The organism is Anoxybacillus amylolyticus, assembly GCF_001634285.1.
Classification (GTDB): Bacteria; Bacillota; Bacilli; order Bacillales; family Anoxybacillaceae; genus Anoxybacteroides; species Anoxybacteroides amylolyticum.
On sequence record NZ_CP015438.1, the window covers coordinates 2,673,079 to 2,688,063 of the forward strand.

The following is a 14,985-nucleotide window of genomic DNA, read 5'->3' on the forward strand; positions in this document are numbered from 1 at the left end:
TATATCATATACAAAACCCCAACTCTGCCAAGAGTTGAGGTTTTATGATTCATTTACCCAACATACCAAAGTTTTTCGCCATTGCGGAAAATTTGGTCGATCGTGCCGCCGCCTAGACATTCTTCACCGTTGTAAAAAACAACCGCTTGTCCTGGAGTAACCGCCCTTACAGGATGGTCGAATACGACGTTTACGGTCGTATTGTCGATGACATGAACGGTTACGCCCGTATCTGGCTGACGATAGCGGAATTTCGCTGTGCATTTGAGCGGCTCTGCTGGGATTTTTCCAGATACCCAGTTCACGTTTGTCGCAATAATCGAGTCTGAATAGAGCAGTTCGTTATCAAATCCTTGGGCGACGTATAAAATATTTTCTCTCACGTTTTTCCCAACGACAAACCACGGCTCGCCGCTGCCACCGATGCCAAGTCCGTGCCGCTGCCCAATCGTATAATACATGACGCCATCATGTCTTCCCTTTACTTCGCCAGACAACGTCTGCATTTGCCCTGGCTGCGCCGGCAAATAGTTGCTTAAAAACTGCTTAAAATCACGCTCACCGATAAAGCAAATACCCGTGCTGTCTTTTTTATTGGCTGTCGCAAGGTTGGCGGCTTTCGCCATTTCGCGAACTTGCGCTTTCTCTAATTCCCCAATCGGAAACATGACTTTTGCAAGCTGCGTTTGGCCAAGCTGGTTCAAAAAATACGTCTGGTCTTTGTTTGCATCGATGCCGCGCAACATTTTATATTCCCCATCGCGGTACGCAACGCGCGCGTAATGCCCAGTCGCTAAATAGTCCGCACCAAGCGACAGCGCATGCTCTAAAAACGCTTTAAACTTGATTTCTTTATTGCACATCACATCCGGATTAGGGGTTCGCCCGGCTTTATATTCTTCGAGAAAATACGTAAACACTTTCTCCCAATATTGTTTTTCAAAATTAACGGCATAGTATGGAATGCCGATTTGGTTGCAAACGCGCATGACGTCTTCGTAATCTTCCGTTGCCGTACATACGCCGTTTTCATCGGTGTCGTCCCAATTTTTCATAAAAATGCCGATGACATCATAGCCTTGTTGCTTTAAAAGAAGCGCTGCAACGGAAGAATCTACTCCTCCCGACATGCCGACAACGACGCGTATATCTTTTGGTGCTTTCTTCACAATGCTCATCTCCCATTTGTTAACCGTTTGACGATGTTCACCGTCTCGTAAGCGGCTTTTTCAATTTGTGCTTCCGTATTGCCAAGCCCAAAACTAAAGCGAATCGAGGAGCGAATGCGGTCAGAGTTGTTGCCAAACATCGCAACGAGCACGTGCGACGGATCAATTGAACCAGCCGTGCATGCCGAGCCGCTTGACGCAGCAATGCCTGCTAAATCTAAATTGACAAGCATCGATTCGACGTTTGTCCCTGGGAACGTGACGTTTAAAATGTGCGGCAAACTCATTTCTTCGTCGCCGTTCATGTCGTAGCGAACGCCACTCTCTGCAAAAATAGCGAGCATTTTTGCTTTCCATGCTCGGTATTCGCTTTGCTTTGTTGCCATCGTTTCTTGCGCAATTTCGACCGCTTTTGCGAACCCGGCAACGCCGGCAACGTTTTCCGTCCCCGCGCGGCGCTTTCGTTCTTGCTCGCCGCCGAATGCTCGCGGCATAAGCTTCACGTGCTCGCGCGCATATAAAAAGCCGACCCCTTTTGGTCCGTTAATTTTATGAGCAGAAACTGATAAAAGGTCAACCCCTAATTCATTCACATCGATCGGCACAAGCCCGTACGCTTGAACGGCATCTGTATGAAAATATGCGGGATGATCTTTTAATAGCTGCCCGATCGCTTCAATCGGCTGCAACACCCCTGTTTCATTATTTCCGAACATTACCGATACGACGATCGTGTCATCACGAAGGGCGCGCTGTAAATCCGCGAGCGATATTTTTCCGCGTTCATCGACAGGCAAATACGTCACTTCAAATCCTTCGCTTTCGAGATAACGGCACGCATGCAACACCGCATGATGCTCAATCGCCGTCGTGATCAGATGGCGACCTTTCTGGCGGTTGGCTAGCACCGTCCCGATGAGCGCTAAATTATCCGCTTCCGTTCCACCGCTTGTAAAAATAATTTCTGTCGGTTTTGCTCCGATGCTTTTGGCAACCGTTTCACGCGCTTCATCGAGCACTTGGCGGCTTTTTCTGCCAAAAAAATGAATGCTTGACGGATTGCCGAACGCTTCCGTCATGATCGTTGCCATTCGCTCAACGACCGCTCGGTGCGCTGGCGATGTCGCGGCATGATCTAAATAAATGCGTTCCAACGCCATTCTCCTTTCTTCAATCACGTTTTCCGAAAAACCACAGAATCCTACCACGCCGTTCCTGCGAACAAAAACGCCGGCGGGAAAATTTGCCCGCAAAGCGTTCCTTGTTCGCGGCAGAAAAGTTCGAACTAGAGCGATATCAACTCGATTTTAATCGTTAATCAACACGCTTGTTCTTAGATCAAATATAAAACATATACGATTCACTATCACTGTCGCTATATTTCGCTAAGTCTTCCAATGTAGTGCTATCAAGTACTTCTTGCACCGCATCGCGAATGCGAATCCATAGCTCCCGCTTTGCCGGTTCTTCTTCCTCTAGTCCTTCGACTGGACTAATCGGTCCTTCCAATACGCGAATGACATCACCAGCCGTTATTTTTGCTGGATGGTTCGTTAATACATATCCGCCGTACGCTCCGCGAATGCTTTTAACAAGCCCAGCATTGCGAAGCGGCGATACGAGCTGTTCTAAGTAATGTTCGGACAAGTTATGTGCATTCGCAATCGATTTTAATGAAATCGGGCGATCCCCGTATTTTTTCGCTAATTCAATCATAATCGTTAGCCCATACCGGCCTTTTGTTGAAATCTTCATCGTATTCCCCCTACCGCATCGTCTAGGAAACAATCGCAAACCATTATACCATACTTTTTTGCTTCCTTCATTGCTTGTGCCTTAACTCACGTAGCCGGCTGTACACTTTTGCATAATGCCTTTCCTCACCGTTTTCTTTCGGGGAGTAATATTGTACTCCTTCCAATTCATTTGGTAAATATTGTTGTGAAACCCAACTATTTGGATAGTCATGCGGATAGACATACCCTTTGCCGTACCCGAGCACTTTTGCCCCGTCATAGTGCGCATCTTTTAAGTGTATCGGAATGTCGCCAATTTTCCCTGCTTGTACATCCGCAATCGCTTTGTCGAGCGCCTTGTAAGCGGAGTTCGATTTTGCGGAAAGACATAGCTCCACCGTGACGACGGAAAGCGGAATACGCCCTTCCGGAAGCCCGAGCCGCTCGACCGCTTGAATGGCAGCATTCACTTTCACACCGATGAGCGGATTTGCCAAACCAATATCTTCGTATGCAATGACAAGCAGCCGGCGGCAAATCGCCGCGACGTCCCCTCCTTCTAATAGCCTTGCCAAATAGTGAAGCGCCGCATCGACGTCGCTGCCGCGAATGCTTTTTTGAAAGGCGGACAATAGCGAATAATACGTATCGCCTTTTTTATCGTGGGAAAACCCTTTCTTTTCGATGCAATCTAGCACTAGCTGTTCATCGACGACAATCCGTTCGTCATTTTGCCGCGCAGCATACACGACCGCCTCTAACGCTTGAAGGGCAGAACGGGCATCGCCATTTGTTCCATCGGCAATCATCTGCAAAAATCGTTCGTCCATGTCCAGCGAAAGCGCCCCAAACCCGCGCGTTTTGTCTTGTAGCGCTCGCTTTAAGAGCACGACGATTTCCTCTGATGTTAGCCGCTTCAGCTGTTTAATTTGCCCACAACGGCTACGAATGGCTGGATTGACTTCATGAAACGGATTTTCTGTCGTCGCGCCAATCAGCGTAATAAGCCCGCTTTCGACGTTCGGCAACAAATAGTCTTGCTGCGCCTTATTAAAACGATGAATTTCATCAATAAACAAAATGACGTTACCGACCATTTTGGCGGTGGCGACAATTTCCTCCATTTCTTTTTTCCCCGATGTCGTTGCATTTAACGCAAAAAATTCGCGGTTTACCGTTCCAGCAATCGCATAGGCCAGCGACGTTTTCCCAACCCCCGGCTCTCCATATAACAACATTGATGGAACATAGCCGTTATGAATCATTTTGTATAATGCCGTATGCGGTCCAATGATATGTGTTTGTCCCACGATTTCATCAATTGTACGCGGGCGCATGCGGACAGCTAACGGTTCTTGCAAAAAAAGCGCCATTTTCTCACCTCCAAATAGAAAGCTCTCTGCCTTTGCAGAGAACTATTATGCAAAATAGCGACGAATAGCAGCGGCTACTTCTTGCCAATGCGGGAGGCGTTGCTTTTCTAAATACATTAATAGCGCTTCCGCCATAAACTCTCTTGCGTTGTCAGGGCGCAAAAACTCTTCTTTTAACGTCTTGATCGAATGAACGACGTCACGTTTTACCGATTCGTTGTTTAGCTCTTGTAACATGTTCTCGAGATACGCGACAATTTGCTTTCGTTCGTTTTCTTTTTCATGTTGTTCGACGTTTAAGTAGTCTTGCATTAATTCATCGGTTAAAAGCGGAGCATCGTTTGTAGTAAAACTTTCCACAATCGCATCGAGCCGCCGCAACATAAACGGTACGAGCGCAGCGTAAGGCAATTCTTTTTTTTTCGATTGCCATGTAAAACATATACTCTTTCATCATCCCATTCACCATCGTCGCGCAATCAAGCGCAAATGGACGCACGTTCTCCCCGTATATATCAATAATCGCTTTTCTGTACCAATTAATCGTTTGCGCGCGAATGCGAAACACAAGTTGGTGTACTTCCTCGTTAATTTTCGCTGCTTGCTCCCCCATATGCATGCCGACGAGCTCCTTTCGCCGCACAAACTCTTCAATTTGCAGCATCAGTTGTTTTTCAAATTTTTCCCGCGCAGACAACGTGTCGTCGGTTGTTACTTGTTCTAACTTTTGAAACAACATTTCGTAATGATAACGAAAAATAGAAAGGGCAATTTCCTCTTTTGATTTAAAATAGTTGTAAATCGAACCTTTTGCCATTCCGCTTTGCTCGGCAATTTCTTGCATCGATGTGGCATGGTATCCTTTTTGGGCAAACAATTTCATGGCTGCTTGAATGATCGTTTCTTTTTTGCTCAACGTTGTCCCTTCCTTACCTCTAGTTTCTTCGTTTATTATAGCATAAGAGGCTGACTCGATTTGAGCCAGCCTATCATTTATGCACTTCGTTCTTTTTTCACTTGGCGGAAGAAAAATAGTTCGTACATTACCGGAATAATAACAAGCGTTAACAATGTCGATGACGTTAGTCCACCGATGACCGTAATGGCTAGACCTTTCGAAATCAACGTTCCCGACGCTTTCGTGAGCGCCAATGGAATAAGCGATGTAATCGTCGCAAACGCCGTCATTAAAATCGGACGCAATCTCGTTTTTCCAGCTTCAATTAGGGCATCCCGTACTGTCATTCCTTTTTGCTCACGATTTTGTCCGATCCGATCAACAAGTACAATCGCATTTGTCGTCACAATTCCAATCAGCATTAATAGCCCTATCATCACGCTCACTGACATCGGTTCATGAGCGACATACAAGCCGAGTAACGAACCAATTGGCACAAAAATTAAAGCGGACAAAATAATGAACGGAATTCTCGCCTTGCCGAACGTAATCAACATCGTAATATACACTAAACCAATCGCTACGATCATTGCTAAACCAAGCTGGCGGAACGTTTCCACTGTGTCATCGCTGCCACCGCCTCCTTCAAACGAAACATCTTTCGGCAGCTTCACCTCTTTTTTCACATGGTCGATAACATCTTGTGTGACTTTTTGAATATTATCGCCAACAATTTGCGCGGATACACGAGCAAATACTTTTCCATCTAATTTTTGAATCGACGTATACGTATCCACTTCTTTCACGTCTGCAATCGCCGAAACTGGAACAAGACCGCGCTTTGTGAAAATAAGCGTATTTTTTAACGCATCAATAGAATCAATTCCTTTGTCGTACGACAACTGCACCGTCCGATCAATTCCATCAAGTTTGAGCGTTCCCACTTGAACTGGTCTCGTTGCATCGGCAATCGTCCCTAACACTTGGAAGCCAGACACGCCGTACTCCGCTGCTTTCGCTGGATCAATTTGGACAACGACTTGCTTTTGGTGATCGGCAAAGTTGTTTGTTACATATTTTAAATCTTTCCGCTTATTCATATAGTTTTCTACATCTTTTGCTGCTTTTTGCAATGATGCGAGATCGTTTGAATACAAGTCGATATTGACATCGTTGTTAGAAGGCGGTCCACCAGAGCTAAGCTCCTGCACACCGACTTTTGTTCCTTTTGCTTCTTCGTCCACAATCGATTGCATGTTTTTCTCAAGCGTTTTAATAAATCGTGTGACGTTGACACCTTCTTTTAAGCGAATGAAATAGTTCGCTTGGTTCGACCGTTTCAGTCCTGTGCGGAAATCGCGGCTTCCAACACCTGCTGTCACATCTTTAATTTCTTTTTGATTAGCAAACATTTTTTCTATTTTCAACGACACGTCGTTCGTTTTTTCAAGCGACGTAGAGGACGGCAGTTCAATGCTAGCAACAAGCGTCTTTTGCTCTTCGTTCGGCAAGAATGTGAACCCTAGCTTCGGAACGAGGGCAAACGAACCGACAAGAAGAACGACAGATAATGCTAAAACAATGACTTTATGATTTAGCGACCAAGCAATGACGCGCCCGTAAAACCGTTGCAATGCGCCTTCTTTTTCTTCTGGAGGCACTTTTTTAAACGAAAATTTCGCTAAAACTGGAACAATTGTAACAGCGACGATAAGGGATAAAAAGAGCGAAAAAACAATCGTTAAAGCAAATGGCAAGAAAAATTCACCTGTAATGCCGCCGACAAACCCGAGCGGCAAAAAGACGACGACCGTCGTAATCGTAGAAGACGTGATCGCTTTTAAAATTTCTTTCGTCGAATCTTGCACAAGTTCATCGTTCATGCCTGTTTTCGATTTGCGCACACGTCGGAAAATATTTTCAATGACAACGATGCTGTCGTCAACAACGCGACCAACGGCAACCGCCATACCACCGAGCGTCATCACGTTCAACGATATATCTAAGCGGTGTAAGAAAATCGACGAAACAATTAAAGAGAGCGGAATAGAGATAATCGCAATGATCGTTGCCCGTACATTCCGTAAAAAGACAAGCACGGCAATCGACGCAAACAATGCGCCTAACAATCCTTCCCGCACAAGCGATTCCACCGACTTTTTAATTCCTTCTGCCGAATCAAAGCCAATCGCATAATGGAATTCATCTTTATGGGCGTTTAATACCTTAATCACTTTGTCTGCCACTTCGACCGTGTTGGCATCTTGTTTTTTCGTAACTGCCATGGACAATGACTCTTTTAAATCGTAACGTGTTTTTTCCGGCTGGTCTGTAATCGTTTCAATTGTTGCGATGTCTTTTAGTTTTAGCAGTGGCGTAGCCTGCATCACTCGGCCTTGGAACGCCGGTGTCATCGTTTGTGCCATCGGCGACGTTAATGTCATGTTCTCAAGCGCTTGGACAGTATCGAGCTTTTCTTGCACACGCACCGGAATTTGTAACGTATCTGTATTCACATTCCCGGCTGGGAACGACAAAAACTTTTCATTAATTTGGTCTTTTACTTGTGATAACGTCAGTCCTGCTCGTGCTGCTTTTTGTTTGTCGATGGTAATTTGCACAACTTCCTCTTTCATCCCACCGACCGACACAGAGTTAATGCCGTTAATTTTATTGAGTTCTGGAATGACATCCCGTTCTAATACTTTTTGTAAATCAACCCCTTGTTTTGCAAAGAGCGAAATGTTAAAAATAGGGAATGTCCCAAACGAAAAACGATTAATTTTTGTTTGCACGTTATCCGGAAGTTTTGTATCTTTAATGATTGTATCAACTTGCCGTTCCATGTCTTTCATATCGGTATGGAACGGAAACTCAAGGTTAATAATAGAGATACTCTCATAAGAAGAGCTTTGCATTTTTTTAATGCCTTCTATCGACTTAAATTTTTCTTCTAGCTTGGAAGTAACTTGCTCGTTAATGTCTTCCGGAGAAGCGCCTGGATAAACGACTTCAATCGATAGTTGCGGAAATTCAATGTTCGGCAATAAATCGACCTTTAAAGATGAAAAAGAATACAGTCCTCCTAAAATAAGCAGAAATGAAATAATAAACACCGCAACCGCATTTTTTAAGCTAAACCGTGTTAAAAAATTCATCGTTCCCTTCCTTTCTATTGTCATATGTAGACTGACCGTTTGTTTTTATATAAATATGACTGAACGGTCGTTATATTATGACTATAAATGATTGTGCGTATTTTTTCAACTATTTTCCTCACCTCCCCACTCTCTATCGTACTGTCCAACCAAACGGTTCCATCATGTACTCCCAGATTATTTTATTTACGACTTGCGACTTATTTTTATTCCAAATAAAACAGGGCTGTCCATTTCGACAAGCCCTGTTTACTTACTCTTCCCCCACTCGGTAAATTTTTACGTCTTTTAACAACTCGCGAACGACGTAAGAAGCCATAATCAGTCCAGCGACAGACGGCACGAACGCGTTCGAAGACGGCGGCATTTTCGCCTTGCGGATTGTCGCTTCGTCGTTGCCAACTTCTTTGCGCACTTCTTCGCGAATAATAATTGGTTTTTCGTCGGAAAACACGACGGGAATTCCTTTTTTAATTCCTTCTTTCCGTAGTTGCGCCCGAATCACTTTGGCGATTGGATCGGTATGCGTTTTAGAAATATCAGCGATGCGGAAGCGAGTTGGATCCATTTTATTTGCTGCCCCCATGCTCGAAATGATCGGGATGTTTCGTTTTAAACATTCTTTCATTAAATGGATTTTATACGTAATCGTATCGGAAGCGTCAATGACAAAATCTAAGCCATAGCTAAAAAATTGTTCATACGTTTCTTCCGTATAAAACATTTTCAGCGCAATCACTTCGCATTCGGGATTAATGTCCGTAATACGTTCTTTCATTACATCCACTTTCGGTTTGCCAACTGTTGAAAGAAGTGCATGGATTTGCCGGTTAATGTTTGTAATATCGACATCGTCTTTATCGACGAGCACAAGCCGACCAACTCCCGAACGAGCGAGCGCTTCGACAGCAAATGAACCTACTCCACCAATTCCTAATACAGCGACGGTTGCATGTTTTAACTTTTCTAATCCTTCTTTTCCAATCGCTAATTCATTGCGTGAAAACTGATGCAGCATGACACCCTCCATCACATGTATCATTTTTGTACCGCTACTATCCTACACGATTAAAGTAAGTATTTCAATCGGATTTTTTCTTGACAAAACAAAAACCCTTATGTAAAGCATGTGCTTCACATAAGGGATTCATTCGGAGTTGGAAGTCCCAATCGTGCCGTCGATGCCTTCGTTTTGAACCCGCTCCCAGCAGGTGGGTGCTCTGTTTCAACCATTGCACGTCCTCAAATGGAGGCATGTACGCCGCTTGAAAACTCCGAGCTCCCGTATAACTTATTGTTCGGTCAAAACAATAAGGTTATACGACGAACACATCAGGACTATTCTTGAATGTATCATAGCACATTTTTTCTTCTTTTTCAATGAACAGACTTGTTACTTTTTCATGACACACGTTACACGCGACTGACATTTTCTGTTTTGATCGCTAAATGCAATTCTTCAAGCTGGCTTTCGCTCACTTCGCCCGGTGCATCAGTTAATAAGCAGCTTGCGCTTGCTGTTTTCGGGAAAGCAATCGTATCGCGCAAGTTCGTGCGCCCAGCAAGAAGCATGACAAGTCGGTCAAGCCCGAGCGCAATGCCACCATGCGGCGGAGTGCCGTATTCAAACGCCTCGAGTAAAAAGCCAAACTGCGCACGCGCTTCTTCTTCCGTAAACCCGAGCACTTGAAACATTTTTTCCTGCACGTCACGCTCAAAAATCCGTAGTGAGCCACCACCTAACTCATAACCGTTTAACACAAGATCGTAAGCTTGGGCACGAACCGATGCTGGGTCAGTAGAAAGCTTTTCTAAGTCTTCTCGCACCGGCATCGTAAACGGATGGTGCGCTGCATAATATCGCCCTTCTTCTTCATCGTACTCTAACAGCGGCCAATCCGTAATCCATAAGAAATGGAACGTTGTTTCATCGATGAGTTTTAATTCTTTGCCAAGCTTCAGCCGTAACGCTCCGAGCGCATCAGCAACGACCGTCTTTTTATCTGCCACAAATAAAAGCAAATCACCTGTTTCCGCAGCAAGCGCCTCGATAAGCCGTTCTTGCTCTAGTTCTGCAAAAAATTTGGAAATCGGTCCTTTAAGCCCATCTTCTTCAACTTTTAGCCACGCTAATCCTTTCGCCCCGTAACGGGCAACAAATTCGGTCAAGCCGTCAATATCTTTACGGGAATATTTGTCTGCGGCTCCTTTTACGTTGATTGCTTTTACTTGACCGCCGGTTTCTACTGCATTCGCAAACACTTTAAAGCCGCTTGTTTTCACCTGTTCAGACACATCGACTAATTCCATACCAAAGCGCGTATCCGGCTTGTCCGAGCCGTACCGAGCAATCGCTTCGTCGTACGAAAGGCGCGGGAACGGAAGCGAGACGTCAATTCCTTTTGCCACTTTCATGACGCGCGCCATCATTCGCTCGACCATCGCGATAATTTCTTCTTGGCTCATAAACGATGTTTCAATATCGACTTGTGTAAACTCCGGCTGGCGGTCTGCCCGCAAATCTTCATCGCGGAAACAGCGCGCAATTTGATAATAACGCTCAAAGCCACCAACCATTAACAATTGTTTAAAAATTTGCGGCGATTGCGGCAGCGCATAAAATTCCCCTGGATGAACACGGCTTGGTACTAAGTAGTCGCGCGCACCTTCTGGCGTGCTTTTCGTCAAAATCGGCGTTTCTACTTCTAAAAAGCCTTCTTCGTCTAAAAAATCGCGAATCGCCTTCGTTACTTGATGGCGCATTTTAAACGTCTGGAACATCACAGGGCGACGCAAATCTAAGTAGCGATATTTTAAGCGCACATCTTCAGCAACGTCAGTGTCATCGGCAATCGTAAATGGCGGTGTTTTCGCCTCGTTTAAAATCGTTACGCGCTCGACATGCACTTCAATCTTTCCGGTCGGCAAATTCGGATTCACTTGTCCTTCCTCGCGGCGGACGACAACGCCTTCTACATCTAGCACATATTCGCTACGAATCGTTTCCGCGACGCGAATTGCTTCTTCAGATACATCTGGGCTAAAGACAATTTGTACAATGCCCGTACGGTCGCGCAAGTCGATAAAAATCAACCCACCAAGGTCCCGACGTCGTTGCACCCATCCTTTTAAGGTCACTTTTTCGCCAACTGCTCGTTCGCTAACTTCGCCACAATAATACGTCCTTCCAAACATCCAAATCCCTCCTATACTAGAGCTTGTTTGACATATTCTACAAAGGAAGCGAGCGACACTTCTGTTTGTTCGCCCGTTTGCATATTTTTTACATTAATCACTTGCTTTTCGAGCTCATCGTCGCCAAGGATCGCGACATATTGCGCGTTTAGACGATCAGCCGCTTTTAGCTGCGCCTTTACTTTCCGGTCTTGATAGTCTTTTTCTGCAGCGATACCCGCTTGGCGCAACGCATGAACAAGCACGGTCACTTCCTCTTTCGCTTTCTCGCCTAACGAAACGACGTAACAACCGAGCGTAGTTTCTAATGGCAATGAAATGCCTTCTGCTTGTAATGCCGCGAGCAACCGTTCAATGCTCAGTGCAAAACCAATACCTGGTGTTTCTGGCCCGCCAATTTCTTGCACAAGCCCGTTATAGCGACCGCCTCCACATAACGTCGTAATCGCTCCAAATCCTTCCGCCTCACTCATAATTTCAAACGCCGTATGGTTATAATAATCCAACCCACGAACGAGGCGAGGGTCTACTTCAAATGAGATCCCTAATTTTGTCAAATACGTCTGCACTTTCGCAAAATATGTCCGCGACGATTCATTTAAGTAATCTAAAATGGATGGAGCCGTTGCCATCAATTCGTGATCACGGTCTTTTTTGCAATCTAAAATGCGCATTGGATTTTTTTCCAAGCGTGTTTGGCAGTCTGCACAAAATTCGCCAATTCTTTCTTTGAAATGGTCAATAAGCGCTTGACGATGTGCTTTTCTGCTCTCAACATCACCGAGGCTATTAATAACGAGCTTTAGTTTCTTTAAGCCGAGCGACTGATAAAGATCCATTGCCAATGCAATGACTTCGGCGTCGATTGCTGGGTCGTTGCTTCCAAGCGCTTCGACGCCAAACTGCACAAATTGACGAAAACGCCCAGCTTGCGGTCGCTCGTAACGAAACATCGGTCCGATGTAATAGAGCTTCACTGGCTGGTTTGGCTGACCATACATTTTATGTTCCACGAACGACCGAACAACAGCTGCCGTTCCTTCTGGACGAAGCGTGATACTTCGACCGCCGCGGTCTTCAAACGTATACATTTCCTTTTGCACGATATCAGTCGTATCACCGACGCCCCGTAAAAATAATTCCGTATGCTCAAACATTGGTGTGCGAATTTCTTGATAATTATAGCGGCGGCAAAGATCGCGCGCTAGTTGTTCAATATATTGCCATTTCTCCACTTCCCCTGGCAAAATATCTTGCGTCCCTCTCGGAATTTGAAATGACATCCTACATCCTCCTGCTTCTATGTAAAGTAAAAAAAGCATCTTGCCAATCAGAAAAGCTTGTGTTCAGCCATATGATTCTATGTTTTTTAGTAAAATAATGGATAATCAACACTCATGTTCTGATAGCATAAAAAAACTCCCTTCCCTATGCAAAAACATAGGGACGAGAGTATACCCCGTGGTGCCACCCTAATTGAAGCAACTGCTTCCACTTTGTCCTGATAACGCCAGGTGCGCGTTCCCTTCTACTAGCCACAGCGTTCAAAGAGAAACCTACGGAGTGTTCGTTCGTTAAGTCATCATGGAGAAATGCTTACAGCCTACGGCATTTCCTCTCTGGCCATGTGTACTCTTAACTACTTTTCTCCATCATCGGCTTTTCCCAATTTTATTTTTTATGTTACGAATGAATTTTCCGTTTGTCAAGCGAGAAACCGTATTTATGAACGAAACAGTTGCTTTTTTAACTTTTGGACGTCGCGAAGCGTCAATCCAAACTCTGATGCTAGCTCATAAGGCGTATAGTCCGGTTCTTTGCGGATAAATTCATGAAAATCGACATGAAACAGTTCGCCCCCCTTTTTATGAACGAACTCTCCCTTCTCACTATTTCTCACAGTCGTCATCCTTTCATTTCAACATTCATTTTTTAATCTTTCCTGTTTAACAAAAAAATAAAAGGATTTTTTCATTTTTTATCGAATTATTATGATTCCGACGACTAACGAAAGGAGGAGAAATTCTGAAACGAGCTACCATCACTTATTTACTTTTTGCCATTATAGTATTGTCCATCCCTCTTTCTACTTGGGCAGAAGCAAAAATGGTCGTCACGACTGCAGACCAGCTAAACGTCCGAGAAGGACCAGGAACAACGTACCGAGTAAAAGCAAAGCTTCGGCAAGGGGAAGCATACCCTGTCCTTCAAGAAACGAACGGATGGGTAAACTTGCGGCTATCGGCAAAAGACACAGGCTGGGTTACTCGACAATACGTCGCCGAAACAACGATGCAAATGAAAGCGACAGTCAATCAGCTCCGCGTCCGCACTTCTCCGAGCCCACAAGCAAAAATCATTGGCTATTTACAGCGCGGACAGACTGTCCAAGTCATCGACCGAAACGGGCAATGGGTCAAAATGAAACAAAATACGCTACTCGGTTGGGTCGCTTCTGATTATCTCGTTCCGGTGTCTTCTAATGCAGCGAATCCAGCACCGCCCGCGATGCAGACTCGAACGGGAACGGTCGCTGTCGATATGCTGAACGTACGGGCAGAACCGTCTTTACAAGCAAATGTCATTCAAAAGCTAACATTTGGAGAAGAAGTGCGCATCGTTGGCGAAACAACCGATTGGTATCAAATAAACGTGAACGGCACTGTGACTGGATGGGTATACCGTACATACATTATGACCGCTTCTTATTCTATTAAAGTGTTAGAAGACGGAACAAACGTTCGTAATGCACCATCGCTGACGGCGGGCGTACAAAAAGTAGCAAGAAAAGGGGAACAGTTTCACGTCCTTGCGAAAGAAGGAACGTGGTATAAAGTAGAACTTCCAGAGGGAAATAGCGGCTATATTGCCGAATGGGTCGTTTCCATTGTCCGCAGTAGCAATAATAATGAAACGATTGAGAAGAAAATCATCGTCATCGACCCTGGCCATGGCGGCAAAGATAGCGGCACAATCGGAAGCGATGGCGTAATGGAAAAGACGTTGACGCTCAACACCGCGCTGCGTTTAAAGCAGGCGCTAGAAAAAACTGGAGCCACTGTTTACCTTACGCGAACCGATGACACGTACCTTACGCTACAAGAACGCGTCCGCATCGCCCATCAATATCATGCCGATGCGTTTATTAGCATTCATTACGACAGTTCTCCAAACTTAGCAAGTGGAATGACCGTCTATTATTACGACCAACAAAGCGACTACCCGCTTGCGTTATCGCTCGACCCGTTTTTCGCGCAAGGGTTAGCTATTCCATATCGCGGCGTTCGATTCGGTGATTTCCACGTCATTCGCGAAACAACGATTCCATCGGTCTTATTAGAACTCGGGTATGTCAGCAATCCAACAGAGTTAGCTATTATTCGTTCCGACGCTTACCAGCAGCAAGTAGTAACCGCCATCATCAACGGGCTGCAGCGCTACTTTAGCCAATAGAAA

At 45.1% G+C, this 14,985-nt stretch carries 12 protein-coding genes, 1 other RNA gene and 1 other annotated feature; of the genes, 1 reads left to right on the forward strand and 12 read right to left on the reverse strand.

What is annotated here, in order from left to right:
* Positions 1-53: 53 nt before the first annotated feature.
* From mnmA to GFC30_RS17265, 12 genes are all read right to left on the reverse strand, one after another.
* A complete protein-coding gene (gene mnmA / locus GFC30_RS13775; protein ID WP_066327435.1) occupies positions 54-1,169 on the reverse strand; it encodes a tRNA 2-thiouridine(34) synthase MnmA in 1,116 nt (371 codons plus the stop codon).
* A 5-nt stretch (positions 1,170-1,174) separates the two neighbouring features.
* On the reverse strand, positions 1,175-2,323 hold the full coding sequence (locus tag GFC30_RS13780) for a cysteine desulfurase family protein (RefSeq protein WP_066327437.1): 1,149 nt from the start codon (positions 2,321-2,323) through the stop codon (positions 1,175-1,177).
* A gap of 184 nt (positions 2,324-2,507) precedes the next feature.
* Positions 2,508-2,924, reverse strand: a complete 417-nt coding sequence (cymR, locus tag GFC30_RS13785) for a cysteine metabolism transcriptional regulator CymR (RefSeq protein WP_066326405.1) — start codon at positions 2,922-2,924, stop codon at positions 2,508-2,510.
* A gap of 67 nt (positions 2,925-2,991) precedes the next feature.
* Positions 2,992-4,278, reverse strand: a complete 1,287-nt coding sequence (locus GFC30_RS13790) for a replication-associated recombination protein A (RefSeq protein WP_066326406.1) — start codon at positions 4,276-4,278, stop codon at positions 2,992-2,994.
* 45 nt (positions 4,279-4,323) lie between these two features.
* A complete protein-coding gene (locus GFC30_RS17540; RefSeq protein WP_238583517.1) occupies positions 4,324-4,638 on the reverse strand; it encodes a hypothetical protein in 315 nt (104 codons plus the stop codon).
* Entirely contained in the window at positions 4,595-5,194 is a 600-nt protein-coding gene (locus GFC30_RS13795) for a TetR/AcrR family transcriptional regulator (protein ID WP_238583518.1), read from the reverse strand. Before GFC30_RS13795 ends, GFC30_RS17540 begins: the two co-directional genes overlap by 44 nt.
* A gap of 77 nt (positions 5,195-5,271) precedes the next feature.
* Positions 5,272-8,334 (reverse strand): efflux RND transporter permease subunit, encoded by a 3,063-nt coding sequence (locus GFC30_RS13800; protein WP_066326407.1) that lies wholly within the window; start codon positions 8,332-8,334, stop codon positions 5,272-5,274.
* Between the two features lie 253 nt (positions 8,335-8,587).
* Positions 8,588-9,352, reverse strand: coding sequence for a tRNA threonylcarbamoyladenosine dehydratase (locus tag GFC30_RS13805; RefSeq protein ID WP_066326409.1), 765 nt, complete (start codon positions 9,350-9,352; stop codon positions 8,588-8,590).
* A gap of 141 nt (positions 9,353-9,493) precedes the next feature.
* A non-coding RNA gene (gene ssrS / locus GFC30_RS13810) (6S RNA) lies at positions 9,494-9,676 on the reverse strand.
* A gap of 71 nt (positions 9,677-9,747) precedes the next feature.
* A complete protein-coding gene (gene aspS / locus GFC30_RS13815) occupies positions 9,748-11,529 on the reverse strand; it encodes an aspartate--tRNA ligase (protein ID WP_066326410.1) in 1,782 nt (593 codons plus the stop codon).
* An 11-nt stretch (positions 11,530-11,540) separates the two neighbouring features.
* Positions 11,541-12,812 (reverse strand): histidine--tRNA ligase, encoded by a 1,272-nt coding sequence (gene hisS / locus GFC30_RS13820; RefSeq protein ID WP_066326411.1) that lies wholly within the window; start codon positions 12,810-12,812, stop codon positions 11,541-11,543.
* Positions 12,813-12,968: 156 nt separating this feature from the next.
* Positions 12,969-13,194, reverse strand: a binding site (T-box leader).
* 58 nt (positions 13,195-13,252) lie between these two features.
* Complete coding sequence (locus GFC30_RS17265; protein ID WP_169807013.1) at positions 13,253-13,429, reverse strand: hypothetical protein; 177 nt, start codon at positions 13,427-13,429, stop codon at positions 13,253-13,255.
* Between the two features lie 206 nt (positions 13,430-13,635).
* Here GFC30_RS17265 and GFC30_RS13825 point away from each other — a divergent pair, with 206 nt between their 5' ends.
* A complete protein-coding gene (locus tag GFC30_RS13825; RefSeq protein WP_084256380.1) occupies positions 13,636-14,982 on the forward strand; it encodes an N-acetylmuramoyl-L-alanine amidase family protein in 1,347 nt (448 codons plus the stop codon).
* Positions 14,983-14,985 lie beyond the last annotated feature (3 nt).

Excerpts from the sequence above, each read along its gene's own strand:
- cymR (WP_066326405.1), bottom strand. The coding sequence starts at position 2,924 with ATGAAGATTTCAACAAAAGGCCGGTATGGGCTAACGATTATGATTGAA.
- GFC30_RS13790 (WP_066326406.1), bottom strand. The coding sequence starts at position 4,278 with ATGGCGCTTTTTTTGCAAGAACCGTTAGCTGTCCGCATGCGCCCGCGT.
- GFC30_RS13800 (WP_066326407.1), bottom strand. The coding sequence starts at position 8,334 with ATGAATTTTTTAACACGGTTTAGCTTAAAAAATGCGGTTGCGGTGTTT.
- GFC30_RS13805 (WP_066326409.1), bottom strand. The coding sequence starts at position 9,352 with ATGCTGCATCAGTTTTCACGCAATGAATTAGCGATTGGAAAAGAAGGA.
- aspS (WP_066326410.1), bottom strand. The coding sequence starts at position 11,529 with ATGTTTGGAAGGACGTATTATTGTGGCGAAGTTAGCGAACGAGCAGTT.
- hisS (WP_066326411.1), bottom strand. The coding sequence starts at position 12,812 with ATGTCATTTCAAATTCCGAGAGGGACGCAAGATATTTTGCCAGGGGAA.
- GFC30_RS13825 (WP_084256380.1), top strand. The coding sequence starts at position 13,636 with ATGGTCGTCACGACTGCAGACCAGCTAAACGTCCGAGAAGGACCAGGA.